Source organism: Streptomyces sp. NPDC048248 (assembly GCF_043201875.1).
Classification (GTDB): domain Bacteria; phylum Actinomycetota; class Actinomycetes; order Streptomycetales; family Streptomycetaceae; genus Streptomyces.
In genome coordinates, this window is the sequence record NZ_JBICZL010000008.1 from 16,068 (window position 1) to 39,953 (window position 23,886).

Sequence of the window (23,886 nt, forward strand, 5' to 3'; positions counted from 1 at the left end):
CTCCTGGAGGCACCGTGTCCGTGCTCCCCGTCGAACTGGTCCCGCTCACCCCCGAGCAGTCCGACATCGTCGACCTCACCAGGGCCTTCGCGCGTGAGGAGATCCGGCCGCGGGCCCGCGCGGTCGACGAGGCCGACACCGTCACCCCGTGGGACCTGTGGCGAGCCGCCGCCGAGGTCGGCATCACCGGCTTCATGCTCCCCGAGGCGTACGGCGGCGGCGGCTTCACGGATGTCTTCACCCAGGTCCTTGTCCAGGAGGAGCTGTGCGTCGGCGACCTCGGCATCGGCAACCTCCTGTGCTCCAACGGCTTCTTCGCCGACCCGGTGCTCGCCCTCGGCACCGAGGAACAGCAGCGGACCTGGCTCACACCCCTGGCCGGGGCCGACACACCCATGACCGCGCTCGCCACCACGGAACCGGGCGCGGGCTCGGACGCCGCAGCCATCACCACCACCGCGACCAGGACGGACGGCGGCTACCTGCTCAACGGTCAGAAGGCCTGGATCTCCAACGCCGGTGAAGCCGATCGATACGTCGTCTTCGCCAAGACCGATCCCACCCGACGCGCGCGCGGCGTGTCCGCGTTCCTGCTCCGCAAGGGCACTCCCGGCGTCGCCTTCGGCGAGCCGATGCGCAAGATGGGCCAGCGCGCCATCGTCTGCCGCGAGATCTTCTTTCAGGACGCCTTCGTGCCGGCGGAGAACCGCCTCGGCGCGGAGGGCGAGGGCTTCCGCGGGCTGATGCGCACCTTCGACATCTCCCGCACCGTGCTCGGTGCCGCCGCCACCGGAGTTGCCCGCGCCGCCTACGAGTACGCCGTCGATTACGCGCGCACGCGGACGCAGTTCGGCAAGCCGATCATCGAGCACCAGGCCGTCGCCTTCCGGCTCGCCGACATGCGCAACCGGCTGGAGCAGGCCCGGCTGATGACCTGGCGCGCCGCCAAGCGGCTGGACGCCGGACTGGACGCCACGACCGAGGCCGCCATGGCGAAGCTGACGGCCTCCGAGACGGCTGCGTACTGCACCTGGGCCGCGGTTCAGACCCTCGGCGGCTGGGGGTACTCACGGGAGTACCCGGTCGAGCAGTGGATGCGCGACGCCCGGCTGGAGGAGATCGAGGAGGGCACCTCCGACATCATGCGGCTCGTCATCGCCCGGGGCCTGTGATGGCCGCGCGCACGGTCACCGGAGGCGAGGCTCTCGTCCGCGCCCTCGCCGCCCACGGCACCGACCTGGCCTTCGGCATCCCGGGCACGCACAACCTGGAAATCTACCGGCATCTCGCGGCCCACGGGATCCGGCACATCGCGCCCCGCCACGAACAGGGCGCCGGGTACGCCGCGGACGGCTACGCCCGCGCGACCGGCCGCCCCGGCGTCGCGATCACCACCACCGGGCCCGCCCTGCTCAACATCGCGGCGGCGGTCGGCCAGGCCCACTCCGACAGCGTTCCGCTGCTGGTCGTCTCCCCCGGCATGCCGTTGCGTCACCCGCGCCTGGCCACCGGCGCCCTGCACGAGATGCCGGGCCAGAGCGAGGCGTTCGGGCATCTCACCGCCTTCAGCCACCGCGTCACCTCGGTCGAGGAGATCGACGCGGCGGTCGCCCGTGCCTTCACCCGCTTCCGCTCCCGGCGGCCCCGGCCCGTACACATCGAGGTCCCGCTCGACCTGCTGACGGCCGAGGCCCCCGCCGGCCCGGCCCGCCTCGCGCCGCCGCACCTGCCACCGCGCCCGCGGCCCGAGAGCCTGCGGGCGGCGGCGAAGGTCCTGAGCCGGGCCCGGCGGCCGGCGCTGGTGCTCGGCGGCGGCGCCCACGGCGCGCAGGACGAGGTGCGGGAGCTGGCCGGACGCCTCGGCGTCCCGGTGGTCACCACCGCCAACGGCAAGGGGGCGTTCCCCGAGTCGCATCCGCTCGCGCTCGGTGTCCGCCTGCACAGTGCGGAAGTCCAGAAGTGGCTCGCCGAATGCGACGCCATCCTGGCCGTGGGCACCGAACTCGCCGAATCGGACCTGTGGTCCGCGCTGCCCGCGCTCACCGGCGCGCTGATCCGCGTGGACATCGACCCGGCCCAGATGTACGCGGGCCACCCCGCGGACATCCCGCTGGTGGGTGACGCGCAGGAGACCTTGCGCGGACTCCTCGGCGAACTCGCCCTGCCGGCCGGTGGGTCGGGCCCCGATACGGAACCGGGCGGGTCCGTGCCCGTCCTCGGCTCGACTGCCGCACTGCGGTCGGCCGCCGACGCCACGCTCGACACACGCGACACCCGACGGCTGCCCTTCCTCGCGGCGATGCGGTCCGTTCTGCCGCCCGACACGGTCTGGACCTCCGACAGCGCGCAGTGCTGCTACCACGGCGCGCTCCCGCACCTCCCCGTCGACCCGCCGGGCCGCTACCTCCACCCCACGGGCTTCGGCACGCTGGGCTACGCGCTGCCCGCGGCCGTCGGGGTCAAGGCGGGCGCCCCCGAACGGCCGGTCGTCGCGCTCAGCGGCGACGGCGGACTGCAGTTCACCGTGCAGGAGTTGGCGACCGCGGCCGACCTCGGCATGCCCCTGCCCGTCGTGGTCTTCGACAACGGCGGTTACGGGGAGATCCGCGACGAGATGGCCGCCCGTGGCGATGCCCCGGTGGCCGTCGACCGTCCGCCGCTCGATCTGAGCGCCCTCGCCCGGGCGTACGGCGGACAGGGCACCCGGGCGGACACGCCCGCCGCCTTGGCCGACGCGCTGCGCACCGCGCTGACGGTGCCGGGCCCCACCGTGATCACCGTCCCCGAGCCGACCGGGTCCACAGGACCGGCCGAGCGCACCCGACACACCGACCGCACCGGCCCCGCCCCCACCGGAGGAGCACACCCATGAGCGCAGGCACCGCCCCGTTGATCTCCCTGACCTGGACCGACCCGCTCACCGGCCACCGTGGCCACCTCGTCGTCGACCGTCTGGTGCGCGGTGTGGCCAGCGGCGGACTGCGGATGCGGGCGGGCTGCACCCTGGAGGAGGTCACCGGACTCGCCCGCGGCATGACCATGAAGGAAGCCCTCCACTACGACCCGGAGGCCCGCTACATCCCGCTCGGCGGCGCCAAGGGCGGCATCGACTGCGACCCGCACGACCCCGCCGCGTACGGCGTGCTGACCCGTTACCTCCAGGCGACGCGCCCCTACATCGAGCAGTTCTGGACGACCGGCGAGGACCTGGGCCTGACCCAGGACCTGGTGGACAAGGCGGCGGCGGAGGCCGGGCTGGTCTCCTCGATCCAGGCCGTCTACCCACTGCTCGACGACGAACGTGCCGCCCGGAAGCGGCTGGCCGACGCCTTCGCCGCCGAGGTGGACGGCATCGGACTGGACGAGCTGGCCGGGGGGTGCGGGGTCGCCGAGGCGGTGCTGGCCACCCTCGACCGAGCCGGGACGCCGTACCGCGGCACCCGCGTCGCGCTCCAGGGGCTGGGCACGATGGGAGGAGCCACCGCCCGTTTCCTGGCCCGCGCCGGTCTGCGGATCGTCGCCGTCGCCGATGTGAAGGGAACGGTCGCCAACCCGCGCGGTCTGGACGTCGAGGCCTTGCTGCGCGGTCGCGACGCCTTCGGCGCCATGGACCGTACGGCGCTGCGTCCCGGTGATGTGGAACTGCCGCCCGAGGCGTGGCTCGCGGCCGACGCCGACGTCCTCGTCCCCGCGGCCGTCTCCTACTGCGTGCACGCGGCCAACCAGGAACGCATCACCGCACGCTGGATCGTGGAGGCGGCCAACATGCCGGTCGTGCCGGAGGCGGAGGCGCTGCTGGCGGCTCGCGGCATCACCGTGCTGCCGGACGTCGTCGTGAACTCCGCCACCAACGCGTGGTGGTGGTGGACCCTCTTCGGGGACATCGGCGCCGATCCGGAGGAGGCGTTCACCCATATCCGCACCTCGATGCGGCGGCTGATCGACCGGATGCTGGCCCGTGCCGCGGCCGACGGCAGCACGCCGCGCGCCGCCGCGCACGCCCTGGTCGCCGACCGGCTCCCCGAGATCACCGAGCGCTACGGATACCACAGGTGACCGGCTCCCCACCCGACGCCACGGCCTGGGAGCCGCTGTTCGATCCACGTAGCGTCGCCGTCGTCGGGGCGTCCGACAACCCGGAGAAATGGGGTTACCGGCTCGCGGTGGGCGCCCTCTCGGGACGCCATCGCCGCACCGTCCACCTCGTCAACCGGCGCGGCGGCAGCCTGCGGGGCGTGCCCTTCCTGCCCGCTCTCACGGCGCTGCCGGGCCCGCCCGAGCACATCGTCGTGGCGGTGCCGCGGTCCGGCGTCCGCCAGGTGGTCGCGGACGGGGTGGCGGCCGGCGCCCGCTGGTTCACCGTCATCACGTCGGGTCCCGGGACGGCGGCCGAGGACCGGGAACTGGCCGCGCTCGTCACCGCGCACGGGGCTCGGCTGCTCGGCCCCAACTGCATGGGCGTCGTCGACACCGCCAGCGAACTCAGGCTCACCTGGGGCGACTTCCCCCGGGGGGACGTCGGCATGGTCTCCCAGAGCGGCAACCTCGCCTTGGAGACGGCGCGGCTGCTCGCCCGTGCCGGACAGGGCGTGTCCCGTTTCGTCTCGCTCGGCAACCAGGCGGACTTCGATGCCGCCGACGCCCTCGAAGCACTGATCCCGCACCCGCCGACCCGGGTGATCGCCGCGTACGTGGAGGACTTCCGGGACGGGCGTCGCATGGCCGCGACCCTGGCGGCGGCACGGACGGCGGGCAAGCCCGTGCTCCTGCTGTCGGCGGGCCGCAGCGAGGCCGCCGGGCGGGCCGCAGCCTCCCACACGGGTGCCCTGGTCAGCGCGCACGCCACCGTCGCGGCCGTCTGCCGGGACGCGGGCGCACTGCTGCTGAACAGCGCGGGCGAGCTGGTCGACACGGCCGTCGCCCTGCTCGCCCCCCGACTCCCCCGGGGGCGTCGGGTGGCCGTCGCGGGGGACAGCGGCGGCCAGGGGGCGTTGGCGGCGGACACGCTGACGGCACACGGTCTCGACGTGCCGCGGCTCTCACCGGGCGCGGCGGCTGCTGTCGCGGCGCACCTGCCGGCCGGCGTCCCGGCCGGCAATCCCGTCGACCTGGCCGGAGCGGGCGAGGCCGATCTCGGCAATTACGTGCGCGTCAGCGGGGCCCTGCTCGCGAGCGGCGAGGCCGATGCCGCTGTCCTGACGGGTTATTTCGGGGACTACGCGACGGCCAACGCGGCTCAGGAGGAGCGTGAGTGCGCGACCGCCCGTGAGCTGGCGGCGCTGGTCACGACACACGGACGGCCGCTGCTGGTGCATTCGATGGCGCGGGACACCGCGGCCCTGTCCGTCCTGCGCGAGCACGGCATACCGGTCTACGAACGCATGGAACAGGCCGCCGTCGCCCTCGCCAACGCCGCGCTGTGGCAACGGCGCTCCTCGCATCCGCCGCCGGCGGGGGCGGGCCCCGGCAGCCTCGCGCGGCCCGTCGCCGACGGTTCGTACCCGGTGATGCGCGCCCTGCTGCGCTCGTACGGCGTGGACTTCCCGGAGGCAACATTCGTGCACAGCGCCGAGGAGGCGGCGCGCGCCGCCCGCCGGATCGGCTATCCCGTGGTCCTCAAGGCCATGGGCCTGGCCCACAAGACCGAGGCAGGTGGCGTTGCGCTGCGGCTGCGCGACGAGGCCGCGCTGCGTGCGGCGTTCGCCCGGATGGCAGCGGTGACCGGCGCCTCGGCGTTCGCGGTCGAGGCGATGGCCGCGCCGCCGCACGCGGTCGAGCTCATCGCGGGCGTGCGCCGGGACCCGGCGTTCGGTCCCGTGCTGATGGCCGGCATGGGTGGGGTGACCGCCGAGCTGCTCGCCGACACCGCGCTCGCGCTCGCCCCGCTGACGCTCGACCGCGCTCGCGACCTGTTGCGCTCGCTGCGGGGCGCGCCCCTGCTGGCCGGCTGGCGTGGTGCGCCGCCGGTCGATCTCGACGCCACGGCACACGCACTGGTAGCGCTCGGCCGACTCGCCTGCGAGCACCCCGAGTTGTCCGAGATCGAGATCAACCCCCTGCTCTGCCATCCCGGTGGCGTGCTGGCGCTGGACGCCCACGCCGTTCCGGCGGCGGCCCGCACGAAAGGCGATCGACCATGACCCCCGCCACCCAGGAGTTCCCGGGCCGCACCTACGTCGTGACCGGCGGCGGCAGCGGCATCGGGCGCGCCATCGCACTCGCCCTGGGGGCGGCGGGTGCGCGCGTCGTCGTCGCTGGACGCACCCCCGGAAAGCTGGCGGAGACCGTCCGCCTGCTGCATGAGGCAGGCGCCCAGGGCCTGGCCGTACCGACCGACGTACGCGACCCCGAAGCCGTCGACGCGCTCGTGGCCCGCGCCGTGGACCACTTCGGCGCCCTGGACGGCCTGGTCAACAACGCGGCCGGGAACTTCGTCACGCCCGGCATCGACCTCAGTCCCAACGGCTGGCGCGCCGTCGTCGACATCGTGCTCAACGGTTCCTTCTTCTGCACCCGGGCCGCCGCCCGGCAACTCCGCGAGCAGGGCACGCCCGGCGCGATCCTGTCGGTGATCGCGACCTACGCCTGGCACGGCCACCCCGGCACGGTGCACTCCGCCGCCGCCAAGGCCGGCGTGCTGGCCATGACCCGCACCCTGGCCGTCGAACTCGCCCCGCTCGGCATCCGGTTGAACTGCATCGCTCCGGGCCCCACGGAGACCGAGGGCGCGGGCGCGGCACTGTGGGCGACGCAGGAGGCCCGTGCGGCGGTCCTCTCCGGCGTCCCTGCGGGACGCTTCGCCACCCCGCGGGAGATCGCCGATACCGCGCTCTTCCTGCTCGGCGACCGCGCGGCGTACGTGACGGGCGAGTGCCTGACCGTGGACGGCGGACAGTGGCTCGGAAAGCAGGTGTACGGGCGGACCACCGTCCCGGGCGTGTAGCCGCCCCCATCGGCCTCCGCGGCCCGTTCCCGTCGAACCGGGCGCGGGCCGTGGGACTTTCGCATGCCGAGAGGGTCGCCTGAACGTCGGTCCCCAGCGCGCCCTACCGACCATCACAGGAGGCCGGGGGCATCCACCGCCCCCGGTTCCCGGCCCGGCCCCCGCACCCGCCGCTACTGCTCCACCGGCGACGCGGCCTGCTCCCCCGCGTCCTCACCCCGCTCGGCGCGGGCGGCGGCCTCGATGGCCCGGCTACGGCGGCGGGCCGGCGCCCCCAGTACGGCGAACAGCAGGCCCACCCCGAGGAAGAGGAGCAACGGCAGGACCTGGCTGAGGGTGTACTGCAGCCGCTGCCCCGCGAAACTCTCGGGGAGGGAGGCCGCCGACGAGCCCTCCGTACCGAACCAGCCGACCCCGAAGCCGGGCCAGATCAGCACCACGACGGTGAAGGCGACCATCCCGGTCGCGAGGACGGTGACCACCCAGACCCCGGCGCGGCCTCCCGGCACGCGGTACGGGCGGGGCGTGTCCGGGTACTTGCGGCGCAGCACGAGCAGACTCGGGAAAGTGATCACGTAGGAGATGAACGTGGTGCTGATGGTCAGCCCGAGGCCCGCCGCGAAGTACTTCTCCCCGTCCCCGTCGGTCAGGTTCAGCGCCACGATCAGCAGAACGGAGGCGAGGACCGCCGACAGCAGATTGACCCGGACCGGAGTGCCGTGACGCTCGGAGAACCGGCCGAGCCAGGCGGGCCCGGCGCCGTCGGCGCAGGCGACGGCCTGTGCCCGGTGGGCCCCCATGGCCCAGGTGACGCCGCTGGTGAGGACGCCGACGATCATCCCGGCAGCCGCGATGCTGCCCAGGACGGATCCGAAACCGGTCAGGGTGACGGCGCCGTCGTCCGAGATGTGCCCCCCGTAGACGGTGAACACCGCCTTGCAGGCGTCGATGAAGCCGCCGAGACTGCCGATCCGGTCGCTGGGCAGGACGAACAGGATGCCCAGGATCGGACCGCCGTAGAGCACCAGCGAGGCCATCCCGGAGCGGAGGATGGACAGCGGGATGTCGCGCTTGGGGTTGGTCATCTCCTCTGCGGCGGTGCTGGGCAGTTCGAAGCCCACGTAGTTGAAGATCAGGACGGGGACGAGGGCCACGAACCCGACGTACGTGGGGGCGAACTCGGCGGGAGGCAGCGGGTGCACGCCGTGCCGGACGGCGTAGAGGATCACCGAGACGAGGAAGAAGCCGAGGAGCACGATCCGGGCCACGGCACCGGCGATGGGCACCCACTTGCCGATCCGCACGGACTGGACGACCGCCAGCGCACCCGCCCAGATGAACACCAGCCCGGCGAGGTACTTCCACACCCCCGGCAGCGGCGTGAAGAACTGCTCCCAGGTGGTCAGCGCGATGATGCACAGACTGCCGCCCAGCCAGACCGGGTTGGAGAGCCAGTAGAGCACCTGGTTGACCCCGGCGGTCAGCCGCCCGAAGGCGAGCCGGGTCCAGACGTAGGGCCCGCCCTGCACGGGGAAGGACGAACCGAGCTCGGCGACGAGCAGGCCGTACGGCAGGAAGAAAACGACGGCCAGCACGGCCATCCAGGTCAGCCCCTGTGGCCCGGCGGCGGCCACCGAGCCGATGGTGTCCAGACCGACGAGGGTGCAGACCAGGAAGAAGAAGACATCGAGCCGGCGCAGGTCCTTTCGTAGACGGGAGCGCTGCTCGCGCCAACCCGCGGACAGATCGGGTGCGTTGCCTTCCGGCGGGGACGGGGGTGGGGTCACGGGCACGGCCTCCTACGGGCGTGGCGTTCAGCGGCGACCAACTAAACTGACTGAACGCGCAGTCAGTAAGAGCAGACTGTGGAGGCCGCCGCACAGGCCGGTCAAGGGGTCGTCGCGATGTTTCGGGAACGACGAGCGGACGCCGGGCTCCGACCACTGAGTAGGGTGACGGAGTGGCGAGGGTACGTTTGAGCGTGGAAGAGCGGCGCGAGGAACTCCTGCGCGCCGCCGTGCGGCAGATCGAGCAGCGCGGCGTCGCGGCACTGCGGGTGGCCGACGTCGCCGCCGAACTCGAGGTGAGCAACGCGCTGGTGCTCTACCACTTCGCGACGAAGGAGAAGCTCGTCGCGGCAGCCTTCCGCTACGCCGCCGAGGCCGATCTGGCCCACCTCCGGTCCCTCCTCGGCCGGCGCGGCAGCGCCCTGCGCCGCCTGCGCGCCGCGCTGCGCTGGTACTCCCCCACCGGGCAGGCCAAGGGCTGGAAGCTGTGGATCGAGGGCTGGGCCGCTTCGCTGCGCGAGCCCGTCTTGCGCGACGTGGCCCAGGACCTCGACCGGCGCTGGAAGGCGGCACTCGCCGAGGTCATCGCGGAGGGCGCGGCCGCCGGCGAGTTCGCGTGCACCGACGCGGAGGGCGCGGCATGGCGGCTGACCGCCCTGCTCGACGGCTTCGCCGTACAGGCGATCACCTACGCGGGTGCGCTGCCACGCCGCACGATGCCGGCGTGGGTCGAGGACGCCCTCACCCGCGAACTGGGCCTCGACACGACCGGGAGCGGCAACTCCACCGGCACCTCCGGCGACTAGGCCCGAGCCGGCCGCGGATACGGGGCCGTGGCGGTCATCCCAGGCATCGACGCGGCGATCGAGCTCCGGCGGCGCGGCGTCGCGCCGGCCCGTCCCGTCAGGTCGCCTCCGGGCGCGCGAGGCGGTGCAGCAGGTTTTGGAGGGTTTCGCGGTCGGCGGCGGGCAGGGGTGCCGTCAGGCTCTCCGTCACGCGGCGGCTCGCTTCGTCCGTGTCACGCAGGAACGCCTCGCCCTTTTCGGTGAGCACGACGACCCGGCTGCGACGGTCCGAGGGAGCTGGCGCGCGCTCGACGAAGCCCCGCTCCTCCAGATCGTCGACGAGTCCGACGATGGCGCTCGGGTCGTAGCCGAGCCGGGCGCTCAACTCCCGCTGGAGCGCGCCTTCGACGGTGGCGAGGTAGCGCAGCAGGGCGTAGTGGCGGAGCCGGAGGCCTGATTCCTGGAGGGCCGCGTTGAAGAGCTGACCGGAGCGCAGACCGAGCCGGTAGAGCAGGTAGCCGGTGTCGGCGTACAGGCCCCGCATCCAGGGCTCGTCCGCGTCGAGGGGCGCGCTGGGGGTGGGTTCGGTGCTGATGACGTACTCCGTGGTCGTGGCCGTGCACGGGGAACGGCGGGGCGCCGCCAGGGTCAGCATGCCACACATTCGAGTCGGCAACAACTATTGACGTCAACAACTATTGGACTTAGCTTCCTTTCGCCGGACCGCATACCGAAGGGACCTCCCGCATGGCACCGAGCAATGCCCCAACTCCCCCTGCTTCCCACACTGTTGACCTGTCCGGCAAGGTCGCTGTGGTCACCGGCTCCGGCCGCGGCCTCGGCCTCGCCTACGCCACCGCCCTCGCCCGCGCCGGGGCATCCGTGGTCGTCAACGACCTGGAGGAGGCCGTCGCCGAGGACGCCGCCAAGACCGTCACCGAGGCCGCCGGCGACAGCGGCGGGCGCGCCGTGGCCGAGGCGGTCGCCGTGGGCACGGCCGAGGCCGCCGACCGCCTGGTGGGCCGTGCCGTCGAGGAGTTCGGGCGGCTGGACGTCCTGGTCACCAATGCGGGCATCCTCCGCGACCGGGTGCTGTGGAAGATGTCCGACGACGACTTCGACGCGGTGATCACCACTCACCTCAAAGGCACCTTCACCTGTGCCCGCGCCGCCGCCGTCCGGATGCGCGAACAGGGCGACGGCGGCAGCCTGATCCTCGTCGGCTCCCCCGCGGGCCAGCGCGGCAACTTCGGGCAGACCAACTACGCCGCGGCCAAGGCCGGGATCGCCGCGATGACCCGTACCTGGTCGATGGAGCTGGCCAAGGCGAGGATCACGGTCAACGCCGTCGTGCCGGTGGCCGCCACCGCGATGACGGAGACCATTCCCGCCTTCGCGCCGTACGTCGGAGCGCTGGGCCAGGGCACGCCGCTGCCGGACTTCCTGCGCAAGGGCGAGGGCTTCGGCACCGCCGAGGACTGCGCGGCGCTCGTCCCCTTCCTCGCTTCCGACGCGGCGCGTGATGTGACCGGGCAGTGCGTGGGCATCGGCGGGGACCGGCTCGCACTGTGGTCGCATCCGCGGGAGGCCGCCACCGCGTACGCCGACGGCGGCTGGAGCCCGCAGGCCATCGCCGACGCCTGGCACACCTCGGTGGGCGCCCGCCCGGAGTCCGTCGGCATCCCCGCCCCGCGCGTCCCGGAGGTCTGAACAGGATGGACGTCAGCACGCTCACCGCGATCGACGTACACACCCACGCCGAGGTCTCCGCCCGGGGGCATTCCTCCCTCGCCGACGACCTGCACGACGCGTCCGGCGCCTATTTCAAGGTCGAGGGCAAGCGCAAGCCGACACTGGAGGAGATGGCGGCCTACTACCGCGAAAGGAACATGGCCGCCGTCGTGTTCACCGTCGACGCCGAGTCCGCCACCGGCACCGCGCCGGTGCCCAACGAAGAGGTCGCCGAGGCCGCCGCGGCCCATCCCGACGTGCTGATTCCGTTCGCCTCCCTCGACCCGTTCCGCGGCAAGGCCGCCGTCCGGCAGGCCCGCCGGCTGGTGACGGAGTACGGCGTCCGGGGCTTCAAATTCCACCCCAGCATCCAGGGCTTCTTCCCCAACGACCGGCTCGCCTACGGGCTTTACGAGGTCATCGAGGAGACCGGCACCATCGCCCTCTTCCACACCGGCCAGACCGGCATCGGCGCGGGCGTCCCGGGTGGCGGCGGTATCCGCCTGAAGTACTCCAACCCCCTGTGCGTCGACGACGTCGCCGCCGACTTCCCGCACCTGAAGATCATCCTGGCCCATCCGTCCTTCCCCTGGCAGGACGAGGCGCTCGCCGTGGCCACCCACAAGCCGGGCGTGCACATCGACCTGTCCGGATGGTCCCCGAAGTACTTCCCGCCACAGCTGGTCCACTACGCCAACAGCCTGCTCCAGGACAAGGTGCTGTTCGGCTCGGACTTCCCCGTCCTGACACCGGACCGCTGGCTCGCCGACTTCGACAAGCTCACGATCAAGGACCACGTCCGGCCGAAGATCCTCAAGGACAACGCCGCCCGCCTGCTCGGGCTTACCCACCCGTAACTCGTAGAGGGGCGCGACGATGCGCAACGAGGGGCTGGGGTCGTGGCCCGCACACCGGGCACGCAAGACCCCCCACCGCACCGCCCTCGTCCACGAGGGCACCACCGTCACCTACGCACAGCTCCACGACCGCACCGCCCGGCTCGCCCACGCCCTCCGCCGCGACGGCGTCCGCCGGGGCGACCGGGTCGCCTACCTGGGCCCGAACCACCCCTCCTATCTGGAGACGCTGTTCGCCGCAGGGCTCCTCGGCGCGGTCTTCGTTCCGCTCAACACCCGCCTCGCACCGGACGAACTCGGCTTCCAGCTCACCGACTCCGGCGCCCGCCTGCTGATCCGCGCCCCGCAGCTCGCGCACCTGGTCCCGAAGAGCGTCGCACCGGAGCGGACGGTGGAGACCGGCGAGGAGTACGAACGGCTGCTCGCCGCCGCGCCGGCGACTCCCCTGGACGAGGCGGTCGCCGGCACCGACACCTGCCTCATCATGTACACCTCGGGCACCACCGGGCGGCCCAAGGGCGCCGTGCTCACCCACGCCAACCTGGTGTGGAACAGCGTCAACGTCCTGGTCGACGCCGACCTCGCCGCCGACGAACGGGCCCTGGTGACCGCCCCGCTCTTCCACACCGCAGGGCTCGGCATGCTCACCCTCCCCGTACTGCTCAAGGGCGGCACCTGCGTCCTCGTGGAGTCCTTCGACCCGGACAGCACCCTCGACCTGATCGAGGAACAGCGCATCACCACCATGTTCGGCGTCCCCACCATGTACGAGCGGATCGCCGCAGGCCCGCGCTGGGCGTCCGCCGACCTGTCCTCGCTGCGCACCCTCCAGTGCGGCGGCTCGCCCGTACCGACCGCGCTGATCGACACCTACCTGCGGCGCGGCCTGACCTTCCAGCAGGGCTACGGCATGACCGAGGCCGCCCCCGGCGTCCTCTTCCTGGACTCCGAACACGCCGTCGCCAAGGCGGGTTCGGCCGGGGTGCCGCACTTCTTCACCGACGTACGCGTCGTACGCGCCGACCTCACCGACGCCGCCGTCGGCGAGCCCGGGGAGGTCCTGGTGCGCGGGCCGCACGTGATGGCCGGGTACTGGGGCCTGCCGGAGGCGGGCGCGCGGGCGCGCGCCGACGGATGGCTGCGTACGGGCGACGCCGCGCGGGTCGACGCCGACGGCTACATCACCATCGTCGACCGCTTCAAAGACATGATCATCTCTGGCGGCGAGAACATCTATCCCGCCGAGGTCGAGGACGCCCTGGCCGGCCACCCCGCGATAGCGGAGTGCGCCGTCATCGGCGTACCCGACGCGACATGGGGCGAGGTGCCCCGCGCGGTGGTCGTCCCGGCCGACCCGCAGGCGCCGCCCTCCCTTGACGACCTCCGCACCTTCCTCGACGGGCGCCTCGCCTCCTACAAGAGGCCCAAGTCCATGAGGCTCGCCGACGCGCTGCCGCGCACGGCCTCGGGCAAGCTCCGCAAGCCCCTGCTGCGGGAGCTCCACGGCGACGACGCCTGAGGCCCCCAACTCGGCACACCCGCATACCACTTACCTCAAGGAGCACCTCATGAGCAGCACCGTGACCATCAACGGCCTCGCCGAACTCAAGAAGCTCGCCGGCAGCGAGCTCGGCACCGGCGAGTGGATCGAGATCACCCAGGAGCGGATCAACACCTTCGCCGACGCGACCGGCGACCACCAGTGGATCCACACCGACCCCGAGCGCGCCGCCGACGGCCCGTTCGGCGCCCCGATAGCCCACGGCTACCTCACCCTCTCGCTCTTCATCCCGCTCTTCAGCGCCCTGCTCGACGTACGCGGCGTCACCACCAAGGTCAACTACGGCCTGGACAAGGTGCGTTTCCCCGCTCCCGTCCCGGTGGGCTCCCGCATCCGGCTGGCGGCCCGGCTCGCCTCCGTGGACGAGGTGCCGGGTGACGGCGTGCAGATCGCGGTCGACGGCACCATCGAGATCGAGAACGGCCCCAAGCCTGCCGCCGTCCTGCGCAGCCTCTCCCGCTTCTACGCCTAGGGGCTCCCCATGACTGCCCGCGCACCCGCCGGAACCTCCGACCGTGAACTGCGCAGAGTGGCCCTCTCCGGGCTCCTCGGCACGACCATCGAGTTCTACGACTTCCTCGTCTACGGCACCCTCGCGGCCCTGGTCTTCAACGACCTGTTCTTTCCCTCGGCCGACCCCGCCGTCGGCACCGTCGCATCCCTGGGAACGTTCGCCGCGGGATACGTCGCCCGCCCCCTCGGCGGCATCCTCTTCGGCCACTTCGGCGACCGGGTGGGCCGCAAATCGATGATGCTGCTCACCATGGGCCTGATGGGCGGCGGCAGTTTCGCCATCGGCCTGCTGCCGACCTATGACACCCTCGGCGTCGCGGCGCCCGTCCTGCTCGTCGTACTCCGCGTCGTCCAGGGCCTCGCGATCGGCGGCGAATGGGGCGGCGCCACGCTCATGGCCGCGGAGCACGCCGGAGAGCGCCCGCGCGGCCGGTGGACGGCGCTGACGCAGATGGGCGCGCCGCTCGGCACGGTCGTCTCCACGGCCGTCGTCACCGCGCTCGCCACCCTGCCGGACGAGCAATTCCGCACTTGGGGCTGGCGCGTGCCGTTCCTGCTCAGCATCGCGCTGCTGGGTCTGGGGCTCTACGTCCGCCTCACCATCGCCGAGAGCCCCCTCTTCGCGGCCGCCGTACAGCGGTCGGAGACCGCCAAGGCTCCGCTGTTCGCCGTCCTGCGCAAGCCCCGCGCCGTACTGCTCGGCGCGGGCGTGGGGATCGCACCGTTCGCGGCGCAGACCATCATGACCACCTTCCTCATCTCCTACGCCGTCCAGCACGGCTACACCCGCCCCCAGGCGCTGCTCGGCGTCACCCTCGCCTCGGCCACGGCGCTGCTGGCGCTGCCGCTCGCCGCCGCGCTGTCCGACCGCGTCGGCCGTAGGCCGGTGGTGGCGGCGGGCGCCGTGCTCTCGGCCTCGCTCGCCTTCCCGGTCTTCGCGCTCATCGACTCGGGCAGCCCCGGGCTGCTGATCGTGGCCTGCGTGCTCGGCCACGGCGTCGCACAGTCCACGATGTACGGCCCTCTCGCGGCCCTGCTCACCGAGATGTTCGCCACCTCGGTTCGCTACACCGGCGCCTCGCTCGGCTACCAGACCGCGACCCTCGTCGGCGCCGGGTTCTCGCCGCTCGTCGCGGGCGCGCTCGTCGCCTCCTACGACAGCAGCGTCCCGGTCGCCCTGATGCTCGTCACCGCCGCGGCGATCACGGTGCTGGCCCTGTGGCACATCAAGGAGACCAGCGGCGTACAGCTCGACACGGCCACTCCACCGGCACCCCTCGCCCCCGCCAAAGGAGCAACTCACCGATGAGCACCGCACGCCGCAAAGGCAGGCAATGGACCACGGTCACCGCGCTCGCCGCACTGCTCGCCACCGGGCTGCCCGCCACCGCCCTCGCCGACGGAGTCGGCGGACAGTCCCGCCATCTGACCGGCACGCTCGCCTCCGGCGCCGACTACGTGATCGACGTGCCGGCCCACTGGAACGGCACCGTGCTCCTCTTCAGCCACGGCTACCGCCCCGCCGGTATGGACAACCCGGCCGCCGACGCACCCGACGACGCGACCCGCGCACTGCTCCTCGGACGCGGCTACGCGCTCGCCGGATCCTCGTACGCCACCACCGGCTGGGCCGGCGAACAGGCCGTGCCCGACCAGCTGAACACCCTCGACGCGTTCGCCCGCCGCGTCGGCAGGGCCCGGACCACCCTCGCCTGGGGGGAGTCGTACGGCGGGCTCGTCACCACTGCCCTCGCCGAACGCCACTCCGATCGCCTCGACGGCTCGCTGTCCGTGTGCGGGCTCGTGCACGGCGGCGTCGCCAACTGGAACAACACTCTCGACCCCGTCCACGCCCTCAAGACCTTGCTGGCCCCCGGTTCCGGAACCCCGCTCGTGGGGTTCCGGAACCAGAGGGAGGCCCGGAACGCGTCCGCCGCACTGAGCGCCGTCGTCCAGCGTGCCCAGGGCGGCGAGCAGGGGCGCGCCCGCATCGCCCTCGCCGCCGCCCTGCACAACATCCCCAGCTGGAACGACCCGGACCTGCCCCGCCCCGAGCCCGGGGACCCGGCGGACGCGGAGCGCGCGCAGTACCCGGTCATCCAGTCCCTCATCGCGGGTCCCGCCTTCTCCTGGCGTCAGGAGGCCGAATCCCGCGCGGGCGGCAACATGTCCTGGAACACCGGCGTGGACTACTCGCAGATGCTGCGCCACTCGGTCAACTACCAACAGGTGAAGGACCTTTACAAGACGGCAGGGCTCTCCCTCCAAGGCGACCTGCGCGCACTCGCGAAGGCCCCCCGCATCCGTGCGGACCACGAGGCCGTCGCCTACATCGAGCGCAACCTGACCCTGTCGGGGCGGCTGCGCACACCACAGCTGAACATCCACACCACCGGCGACCCCCTGGTGCCGGTCCAGACCGAGAGCGCCTACCGGCACGCCGCCGACCGCACCGGCAGCTCCCGGCTGCTGCGGCAGGCGTACGTCGACAATGCCGGGCATTGCACCTTCTCGCCCGGCGAACTGGCCGCCGCGGTGAAGGCTCTCGACCACCGCGTGCACACCGGGCACTGGGGCGACACCTCACCCCACGCCCTCAACGCCTCCGCGCGGACGGCGGATCCGGCCTCGCCGGCGCGTTACCTGCCGTATGTGCCCGCGCGGTATCCACGCCCGTACTACCCGGCACGGACGCCGGGCGACGGATCCGACGGGTGGCCCGGCAGCGAGAACCGGACACAACCCCGCCACAGCGAAGGCTCTCCGCCCCGCCGGGCACCCTCCACAGCGGCGGTACGTTGAGACGTCATGCGCATCACCAAGTACACCCACGCGTGCGTACGGCTGGAACACGAGGGCCGGGTACTGGTCATCGATCCCGGGACGTGGAGCGAGCCCGCCGCCCTGACCGGAGCCGACGCCGTGCTGGTGACGCACGAACACACCGATCACATCGACGTCCTCCGCCTGGCCGGCCTCGGCGTGCCGGTCCACGCCCCCCGGGAGGCGGACATCCCCGGGGGGCTTGAGGTCAACCGGGTCTCCCCCGGTGCGGAGTTCACCGCGGCCGGCTTCCGCGTCCGGGCCGTCGGCGGTCGCCACGCGGTCGTCTACGGCGGCCAACCGGACTGCGCGAACCTCGGTTACGTCGTCGACGACGCGATCTACCACCCGGGGGACTCGCTGCACGTGCCCGAACAGCCCGTCGAGACCCTCCTGGTGCCGGTGCAGGGATCGTGGATGAAGACGGCGGAGGCGATCGACTTCGTCAAGGCCGTCGCCCCGCGGCGGGCGTTCGCGATTCACGACGCCCAGATCAACGAGCGCGGCCTCAGCAGCGTCAACGGCTGGCTCGCCGAGGAGACCCGGCACGGCTACCGCTATCTCGCGCCCGGCGAATCGCTCTGAAGGACGCACCCCGGGCCGAGGCTCGTACCACCGCCGTCGGGTACGCCGTGGGCAGCGCCATCGCCGTACGCCACGCCATCCGCCACCGTGACCGCACTGCCGCGCTCGCCCTCGTCGCCGGCTTCGCACGAGCGGACGCGCGCCCGCAACTGGCCCTGCGCACCTGGCGAGGGCTGCTGGACGGCGACGCCGAACCGGGCCTGCTCGGCCGCTCCCTATGCACCCTGTCCTGTGGGCCAACCGCCCTCGCCCACCTGAGCGCCGCGGACACCGACCGCCGTGCCGAGGAGACAGCCGCCGCCCTGCCTCCCGGTACCCGGCAGCACATCGACCTCGCGCTGGGCCTCGACGTCCGCGACGACCTCCAGCACATCGACGCCCCCACCCTCGTCGTCGCCGCGTCCGAAGACATCCTCGTCACCCCGGGTCACCGCATGTGATCGCGCAGGCCATCCGGGGAAGCCGCCTCGTTGAGCTACCGGCCGGCAACGATGCCCCCACGTCAGGGCCGCAACGCCCACCCCGAATGCTTCGCCATCCACCCCACCCAGGCGTGAGCCTCAGTGACGCCGCGGGCCAAGAACACAGAACTCGTTGCCTTCGGGGTCTGCCAGTACAACCCACGGCTGCTCACCCTGGCCGATATCGACACGCTGTGCGCCATGAGCCACCAGACGAGCCACCTCGGCGTCCTGGTCATCAGGCCTGAAGTCGAGATGCAGTCGGCTCTTGGCCTTCTTGCTCTCCTCGATCCGGACGAAGTCCAACCCCGGCAGGCGATCCGGCTCGGCGCGGATCTCGAACTCCTCATCGGAGGAGTGCACCACGACCCAGCCAAGAGCCGTGGCCCACCACTGCCCAAGGGCCGCCGGATCCACCGAGTGAACAAGTACCTGTTCCCATTCCAAGGTCATCCGCCGACCTTAGGCCCGCCGGGGCTTCGGACAGTGGGTACTGCCCCCGGGCCTCCCTCATCAGGATGAACCCGAGCGCTTTCTCCTCGCGTACACATGCCTCTCACGAGTTACCGGTTCGAATCGCCGCCGCCGACGGGAGGATCCGCGGCGCTCAGTCATCTCGATGGCTGACGATGTTCAGGATGTTGCCGTCGGGTGCGCGAACGAAGAACCGCCGCAAACCCCACGGTTCGTCGGTGAGCGGGTGCACGATCTCGTATCCGCGCCGTCGTGCCTCGGCGTATGCCTCGTCGACAGCCGCACCGACCTTGACCGAGACGACGGGATCCCGGGGCGCGGTGGCGTCGCGTGTCAGGAGCTGCAGCTGCGCGCGCCCGTCGGGTGACCGGTATTGGGCAACCCAGCCCAGATCGAAGCCCGCGACACTCAGGCCGAGGTAGCCGGTGTAGAAATCGCGGGCGGCGGCGATGTCCGGGACGCGCAGGTCCGCTGTGATGCCGGTGACGTGCATCGCGACTCCTCGATGGCGGCACACTGGTCCAATGGCGCGCAATCAGGTGCACGCACTGCGCACCCTGCCACCAGCCGGAGCATCCGAGCCGGTGACGCGCGGAGGCGCCGATCACCGGCGGCGCGCTTCCTTGGGCCGGTGCGGCCGTCATCGGCGACTCGCCCGGGGACTACTTCCAGGTGCCCATCCACGAGCTGTCGCGGTGGATGGGCACACAGCTCCAACAAGATCGCGCCGGACCGAACGCGGCCACCTCACCTCGACGGCGGCGGCTGCCTCCGTCAGGTCATCGAGGCGACCTTCGGGGCGCACCCGCTCAGCGGATCCCCAGCTCCCCCAGCACCCGCCGCTGCACAGCGGTAGGCCGCGCGGGGAAGTAGAGGTAGCAGACGCCGCCGGTGCCGCTGACGACCTTGCCCTCGGCGTTCTTCCGCTTCGTCCGGAGCCAGATATTTTCGAACTGACGGCGCTTGTAGACGTGCCGGACCGCGGCGTTGTCGGGGGACGCCGGGTCGTTGGCGATGACGTCGCCGTCCTTCGTGAAGCCGATGACGGTCATCAGGTGGCCCGCCGTGCCGTAGCCCGCGCCGTCCAGTTCGGTCTTCAGGAAGGACTGTGACGTTATGACCGGGATGCCCGCGTGGATGAGCCGCTCGGCGTCCGTGAGGGAGCCGAGGCGGGTGACGACGGCCTGCATGTCCTTGTACGTGGCGGCGTAGGCGGCGTTGAAGGGCCAGTTGCCGCAGCCCTCGTACTGGCTGTCGAAGGTGTGGCGGGCGGCGTGGCAGACCTGCGGGTCGGCGTAGTCGGGGTTGACCCACGCCAGGTCCTCGCGGCTGGGCCTGCGCCCCCAGTACTCGATGATCATCTGCGAGGAGGTGGGGCTGCACCACGCCTCTCCCCCGTTGTCGTACTCCGGGTACTGACCCTTGTGGATCTCCTGGGAGTAGCGCGGCACGGACAGCTCGCGGCCGGCGGCGGGGCCCGGCGTGGAGGCGGGCACCTCGAAGCGGTCGGGGACGTCCGAGCCCATGGCGCCCACCCGCCAGACGACGGGGGTGCGGGTCGCGCCGGGCTTGCGGTGGAGCGTGAGGCGCAGCTGGTACGCGGCCAGGCGCAGCCCGCTCGCCGGGTCGTCGATGGCGAAGGTGTCGGTGTAGACGCTGCTCTTGCCGTCCTTCTGGTCGTCGACGGAGGTCCGCTTGATGTCGCCGTCTCCGTCACCCGCCGTCCAGCGGCCCATGACGTACCAGGGGGTGCGGCCGCCGTCGCTGTAGGTGCCGCGCAACTCGATGGCGATCCAGGTGCCCGCGGGGGTGCGGGCGTTCCAGGAGGCGACGAGCTCGGTGGCCGGCACCTTGAGGGTATACACCGGGCCGGTCCACGTCGCGTACTCCCAGGTCGCGCTCTTGCCGGTGTGCGGGTCGCGGTAGTCGACGGCTCCGGCGGGGCGCTCGATCCGGATGCCGGGGCGGGCTCCGTGCGCGACGCCGGTGCCGTCGTCCTTGCCCCGGTTCCAGTCGGCGGCGGTGGTCCACGCGTGATAGTCCACGAGCCTCTTCGATCGGGGCGCGGCGGCTTCCGGGGCGCCTACGGGCTCGGGCCGGGCGGCGGTCGGGGCGGCCTTGCGCGGCCCGCCGGCCGCGTGCGCCAAGGGGGTGGCGACGCCGGCCGCGGCGGCGAGCGCGGCGGCCAGGAGGGTACGCCGAGGCGCTGAGCTGGTCATGATGAGGTCCCCCAGTCGGATTCGGGCGAGCCGGTACGAGGAGTCGGGCCGGGCAGCGGGCGGGGCGGATCGGCAGTGGCTCAACTATCACCGTTCCGCGCGGCCTGCGGAAGGCGGTTCGGTGCGCGTCGCGCAACGAATATTGGTGTGGACCATTGGCGTACGCTGACGCGATGGACCGTGATCTGACCTCGCTCGCGACCCGGCTGCGTGCCCTGCCGCCCTCCTGCGGGCCGGTGCGGCTGGTCGCGGTGGACGGCCACGCGGGCTCGGGCAAGAGCACCTTCGCCGGACTGCTGGCCGACGCTCTCGGCGGCGCGCCGGTGCTGCACACCGACGACCTCGCCACCCACGAGGAGCTGTTCGCCTGGGGCGACCGGTTCCGGGAGCAGGTACTGGAGCCGCTGTCGCGGGGGGAACACGCCCGCTACGGCGTCTACGACTGGGGCCGCCGGGAGTTCACCGAACGGCGGGAGCTGGCGCCCGCCCCCGTCGTGGTGGTCGAGGGGGTCGGCACCGGCCGCCGCACACTGCGCCCGCATCTGGCGCGCCTGCTGTGGATGGAACTGACGCCCGAGCAGTCCTGGGAAAGGGGTCAACTGCGGGACGGCCCGGCGCTGGCCACCTTCTGGGATGGCTGGATTCCGGCGGAGCGCAGGCACTTCGCGGCCGATCCCTCGCGTCCGCATGCCGATCTCCTGGTGCGGCAGGGACAGACGGGGTACGAGATACGTGTGGGACCGTCCGGCGGGCCCTGACCCGTCCCACTTCTCACCCTCCGTAGCGGACGACGGCCCGGGTGCGGGGCGACGCCGACAGGGTCCCGCCGAGTGCCCCAACTCGGCTTGACCTGTGGGGCGTACAGGACTTACGTTCTCAATGTGCGGTTCTACGGACCGCCCGCAGGCGCGAAGCCCCCGGTTGTTCCCCCGTGATCGGGGGCTTCGTACTGTGCGAAAGCCCCCTCCGGCGGTGTCGTCCCCCGCCAATCCCTCACCCTCGGTCACCGCAATCTTCGCGCCGCCGAGCTGCGGATTCTGTATCGCTCTCCGCCGTGCCGCCCTCTACGGCACGACCCTCTCCCGCAGGTACGATGCGGGTCTGTGCCACCAAGGGCGCGGACCGAGGTACGTGTGGAGGAGCAACTTCCGCCCGTCGTACGCCGGTTCGGGGGGCTGCGGCCCGGCACCGGCCCGGCGGCACACCACGGGGGGACGTTTTGTGGGGGGACGGGATGGATTTCGGCACGCAAGGTTCGCCCGCCCCGGCCGAACTCGCCTGGCTGCGCGCGGTCGACGCCTACACCGTGGGCGCCTATCCGCAGGCCGAGGAGGAGTTCCGGGCCGCGGTGCGCCTCGACCCCACCATGGCCGACGCCTGGCTCGGCCTGCACGCGCTGCGCGCCGACACCTCCACCGCGCTGCTGCGCATGCACCGCCACCGCGACCGCTTCGGTGAGCAGCGCGCCCGCCATCGCCGCACCCTCAACTCCTGGTACTGGTTGGGCTGGTGGGTCCAGCCGGTGCTGGAATCCGGCCGCGATCTGCTGCTGGCACACGCCTCCCACTGGCTGGACGGACGGCATGTCGCCGAACTCGACCAGGCGCTGGCCGGCTGTCCGCCGGTGGACACCGATCCGCAGGTCCGCTTCCTGCACGCCTGCCGCGCCTACCTCGTCAAGGACTGGGACCAGCTCGTACGGCACACCGAGCCGCTGCTCGACGACCCGGTCCTGGGCATCGAGGCCGGGCTGTTCGGGGGGATGGCCAGGGTGCGGCTGGAGATGTACGGCCAGGCGGAGCCGCTGCTGTCCGCCGCGCTGATGCGCTGCCGCAGCGAACAGCCGCAGCGCAAGGAGCTGCGCTACTGGCTCGCCCGCGCCCACGAGGGCACCGGCCGCAGCGCCGCGGCCCTCCCCCTCTACCGCGCGGTGCACCGCGTCGACCCTGCCTTCATGGACACCGCGGCGCGGCTGGCCGCCATCGCCGAGGCGGACGGCCTGGACGAGGGCTCCGACCTGGCGACGGTCTCCGCCTCCGGGCTCGGCCAGGAGGCGGGCGGCGACCTCGACCCGCTCTCGCCCCTCGACCCGGTGGACGGCCGCGAGCTGCTGGCGGCCGGCGACGCCGAAGCGCCGGACGGCGACTTCGCCGACCTCGGCGGCCCGCCGGCCGGCAGCGACACCGCCGCGCGGGTCAAGGCCACCCCACCGGGGCCGCGCGGCGCCGAACGGCTGCCCGCGGGCCCTGCCGACCCCGTACTGCTGGAAAAGGCCCTGGGCGAGCTGGAGCGGATGGTCGGCATGGAGCCGGTCAAGCGCCAAGTGCGGGCGCTGTCGGCGCAGCTGCGGATGGCGCGGCTGCGGGCGAGCCAGGGCCTGCCGGTGCAGCCGCCCAAGCGGCATTTCGTCTTCTCCGGGCCCTCGGGCACCGGCAAGACGACCGTCGCCCGGATACTCGGCCGTGTCTTCTACGCCCTCGGGCTGCTCGGCGGCGACCACCTCGTGGAGGCTCAACGCTCCGATCTGGTCGGGGAGTTCCTCGGCCAGACCGCGGTCAAGGCCAATGAGCTGATCGACTCGGCGCTGGGCGGGGTGCTGTTCGTCGACGAGGCGTACAGCCTGTCCAACTCCGGCTACAGCAAGGGCGACGCGTACGGCGACGAGGCACTGCAGGTGCTGCTCAAACGCGCGGAGGACAACCGCGACCGGCTGGTCGTCATCCTGGCCGGCTATCCGGAGGGCATGGACCGGCTGCTTGCCGTCAACCCCGGGTTGTCCTCCCGCTTCACCAGCCGCGTGGACTTCCCCAGCTACCGTCCCTCGGAGCTGACCGCGATCGGTGAGGTGCTGGCCGCGGAGAACGGCGACCGCTGGGACGAAGAGGCCATCGACGAGCTGGCCAGCATCAGCGGCCATGTGGTCGAGCAGGGCTGGATCGACGAGCTGGGCAACGGCCGCTTCCTGCGCACCCTCTACGAGAAGAGCTGCGCCTACCGCGACCTGCGGCTGTCCACCTGGCGTGGCACCCCGAGCCGCGACGACCTCGCCACCCTCCGCCTGCCGGACCTCATGCAGGCATACGGCGAGGTGCTCTCCGGCCGCGGCCCCGACCCCCAGACGCCGCCCAGGGGCCTGGACCTGTAGCG

General features: G+C 72.5%; 21 protein-coding genes. 16 read left to right on the forward strand and 5 right to left on the reverse strand.

Going from position 1 to position 23,886, the window contains the following annotated elements; all coding sequences use genetic code 11:
* The first annotated feature begins 14 nt into the window (after positions 1 to 14).
* Genes ACGFZW_RS18200 through ACGFZW_RS18220 form a run of 5 tightly spaced genes read left to right on the forward strand, consistent with a single transcriptional unit; the run spans position 15 to position 6,943 of the window.
* Positions 15 to 1,172 (forward strand): acyl-CoA dehydrogenase family protein, encoded by a 1,158-nt coding sequence (locus ACGFZW_RS18200; protein ID WP_393894144.1) that lies wholly within the window; start codon positions 15 to 17, stop codon positions 1,170 to 1,172.
* Positions 1,172 to 2,872: a thiamine pyrophosphate-binding protein gene (locus ACGFZW_RS18205; protein ID WP_393894145.1), complete on the forward strand. Its 1,701-nt coding sequence runs from the start codon at positions 1,172 to 1,174 to the stop codon at positions 2,870 to 2,872. Before ACGFZW_RS18200 ends, ACGFZW_RS18205 begins: the two co-directional genes overlap by 1 nt.
* On the forward strand, positions 2,869 to 4,056 hold the full coding sequence (locus tag ACGFZW_RS18210) for a Glu/Leu/Phe/Val dehydrogenase dimerization domain-containing protein (protein WP_393894146.1): 1,188 nt from the start codon (positions 2,869 to 2,871) through the stop codon (positions 4,054 to 4,056). The genes ACGFZW_RS18205 and ACGFZW_RS18210 overlap by 4 nt, the downstream gene beginning before the upstream one ends.
* Positions 4,053 to 6,140 (forward strand): acetate--CoA ligase family protein, encoded by a 2,088-nt coding sequence (locus ACGFZW_RS18215; RefSeq protein WP_393894147.1) that lies wholly within the window; start codon positions 4,053 to 4,055, stop codon positions 6,138 to 6,140. Before ACGFZW_RS18210 ends, ACGFZW_RS18215 begins: the two co-directional genes overlap by 4 nt.
* Positions 6,137 to 6,943 (forward strand): SDR family oxidoreductase, encoded by an 807-nt coding sequence (locus tag ACGFZW_RS18220; RefSeq protein WP_393894148.1) that lies wholly within the window; start codon positions 6,137 to 6,139, stop codon positions 6,941 to 6,943. The genes ACGFZW_RS18215 and ACGFZW_RS18220 overlap by 4 nt, the downstream gene beginning before the upstream one ends.
* A gap of 173 nt (positions 6,944 to 7,116) precedes the next feature.
* Here ACGFZW_RS18220 and ACGFZW_RS18225 read toward each other — a convergent pair whose 3' ends face one another.
* Complete coding sequence (locus ACGFZW_RS18225; RefSeq protein WP_393894149.1) at positions 7,117 to 8,730, reverse strand: APC family permease; 1,614 nt, start codon at positions 8,728 to 8,730, stop codon at positions 7,117 to 7,119.
* 173 nt (positions 8,731 to 8,903) lie between these two features.
* Between ACGFZW_RS18225 and ACGFZW_RS18230 the strand changes: the two genes are divergently transcribed.
* Positions 8,904 to 9,536: a TetR/AcrR family transcriptional regulator gene (locus tag ACGFZW_RS18230; protein ID WP_393894150.1), complete on the forward strand. Its 633-nt coding sequence runs from the start codon at positions 8,904 to 8,906 to the stop codon at positions 9,534 to 9,536.
* 97 nt (positions 9,537 to 9,633) lie between these two features.
* Here the strand turns inward: ACGFZW_RS18230 and ACGFZW_RS18235 are convergent, their stop codons facing one another.
* Complete coding sequence (locus ACGFZW_RS18235; protein WP_393894513.1) at positions 9,634 to 10,059, reverse strand: MarR family winged helix-turn-helix transcriptional regulator; 426 nt, start codon at positions 10,057 to 10,059, stop codon at positions 9,634 to 9,636.
* A gap of 203 nt (positions 10,060 to 10,262) precedes the next feature.
* Between ACGFZW_RS18235 and ACGFZW_RS18240 the strand changes: the two genes are divergently transcribed.
* From ACGFZW_RS18240 to ACGFZW_RS18275, 8 genes are read left to right on the forward strand one after another with little or no spacing between them, the layout of a single operon-like run.
* Complete coding sequence (locus ACGFZW_RS18240; protein ID WP_393894151.1) at positions 10,263 to 11,225, forward strand: SDR family NAD(P)-dependent oxidoreductase; 963 nt, start codon at positions 10,263 to 10,265, stop codon at positions 11,223 to 11,225.
* Positions 11,226 to 11,230: 5 nt separating this feature from the next.
* Positions 11,231 to 12,103 (forward strand): amidohydrolase family protein, encoded by an 873-nt coding sequence (locus ACGFZW_RS18245; RefSeq protein WP_393894152.1) that lies wholly within the window; start codon positions 11,231 to 11,233, stop codon positions 12,101 to 12,103.
* A 19-nt stretch (positions 12,104 to 12,122) separates the two neighbouring features.
* A complete protein-coding gene (locus tag ACGFZW_RS18250; protein ID WP_393894153.1) occupies positions 12,123 to 13,622 on the forward strand; it encodes a long-chain fatty acid--CoA ligase in 1,500 nt (499 codons plus the stop codon).
* Positions 13,623 to 13,671: 49 nt separating this feature from the next.
* A complete protein-coding gene (locus ACGFZW_RS18255; protein ID WP_393894154.1) occupies positions 13,672 to 14,136 on the forward strand; it encodes a MaoC family dehydratase in 465 nt (154 codons plus the stop codon).
* Positions 14,137 to 14,145: 9 nt separating this feature from the next.
* Positions 14,146 to 15,486: an MFS transporter gene (locus ACGFZW_RS18260; RefSeq protein ID WP_393894155.1), complete on the forward strand. Its 1,341-nt coding sequence runs from the start codon at positions 14,146 to 14,148 to the stop codon at positions 15,484 to 15,486.
* Entirely contained in the window at positions 15,483 to 16,979 is a 1,497-nt protein-coding gene (locus ACGFZW_RS18265) for an alpha/beta hydrolase family protein (RefSeq protein WP_393894156.1), read from the forward strand. The genes ACGFZW_RS18260 and ACGFZW_RS18265 overlap by 4 nt, the downstream gene beginning before the upstream one ends.
* A gap of 6 nt (positions 16,980 to 16,985) precedes the next feature.
* Positions 16,986 to 17,585 (forward strand): MBL fold metallo-hydrolase, encoded by a 600-nt coding sequence (locus ACGFZW_RS18270; protein WP_393894157.1) that lies wholly within the window; start codon positions 16,986 to 16,988, stop codon positions 17,583 to 17,585.
* Positions 17,586 to 17,632: 47 nt separating this feature from the next.
* Complete coding sequence (locus ACGFZW_RS18275; protein ID WP_393894158.1) at positions 17,633 to 18,025, forward strand: hypothetical protein; 393 nt, start codon at positions 17,633 to 17,635, stop codon at positions 18,023 to 18,025.
* A 120-nt stretch (positions 18,026 to 18,145) separates the two neighbouring features.
* On the opposite strand, the gene ACGFZW_RS18280 is transcribed toward ACGFZW_RS18275, so the two are convergent.
* From ACGFZW_RS18280 to ACGFZW_RS18290, 3 genes are all read right to left on the reverse strand, one after another.
* Positions 18,146 to 18,499 (reverse strand): VOC family protein, encoded by a 354-nt coding sequence (locus tag ACGFZW_RS18280; RefSeq protein WP_393894159.1) that lies wholly within the window; start codon positions 18,497 to 18,499, stop codon positions 18,146 to 18,148.
* Between the two features lie 154 nt (positions 18,500 to 18,653).
* Positions 18,654 to 19,013 carry a VOC family protein gene (locus tag ACGFZW_RS18285; RefSeq protein WP_393894160.1) on the reverse strand — a complete coding sequence of 120 codons (360 nt, stop codon included), beginning with the start codon at positions 19,011 to 19,013 and terminating at the stop codon, positions 18,654 to 18,656.
* A 316-nt stretch (positions 19,014 to 19,329) separates the two neighbouring features.
* Positions 19,330 to 20,739, reverse strand: coding sequence for a peptidase C39 family protein (locus ACGFZW_RS18290; RefSeq protein ID WP_393894161.1), 1,410 nt, complete (start codon positions 20,737 to 20,739; stop codon positions 19,330 to 19,332).
* 173 nt (positions 20,740 to 20,912) lie between these two features.
* Here ACGFZW_RS18290 and ACGFZW_RS18295 point away from each other — a divergent pair, with 173 nt between their 5' ends.
* Both ACGFZW_RS18295 and ACGFZW_RS18300 read left to right on the forward strand, forming a co-directional pair.
* Entirely contained in the window at positions 20,913 to 21,497 is a 585-nt protein-coding gene (locus ACGFZW_RS18295) for a uridine kinase (protein ID WP_393894162.1), read from the forward strand.
* A gap of 476 nt (positions 21,498 to 21,973) precedes the next feature.
* Entirely contained in the window at positions 21,974 to 23,884 is a 1,911-nt protein-coding gene (locus ACGFZW_RS18300; RefSeq protein WP_393894163.1) for an AAA family ATPase, read from the forward strand.
* The last annotated feature ends 2 nt before the right edge of the window (positions 23,885 to 23,886 follow it).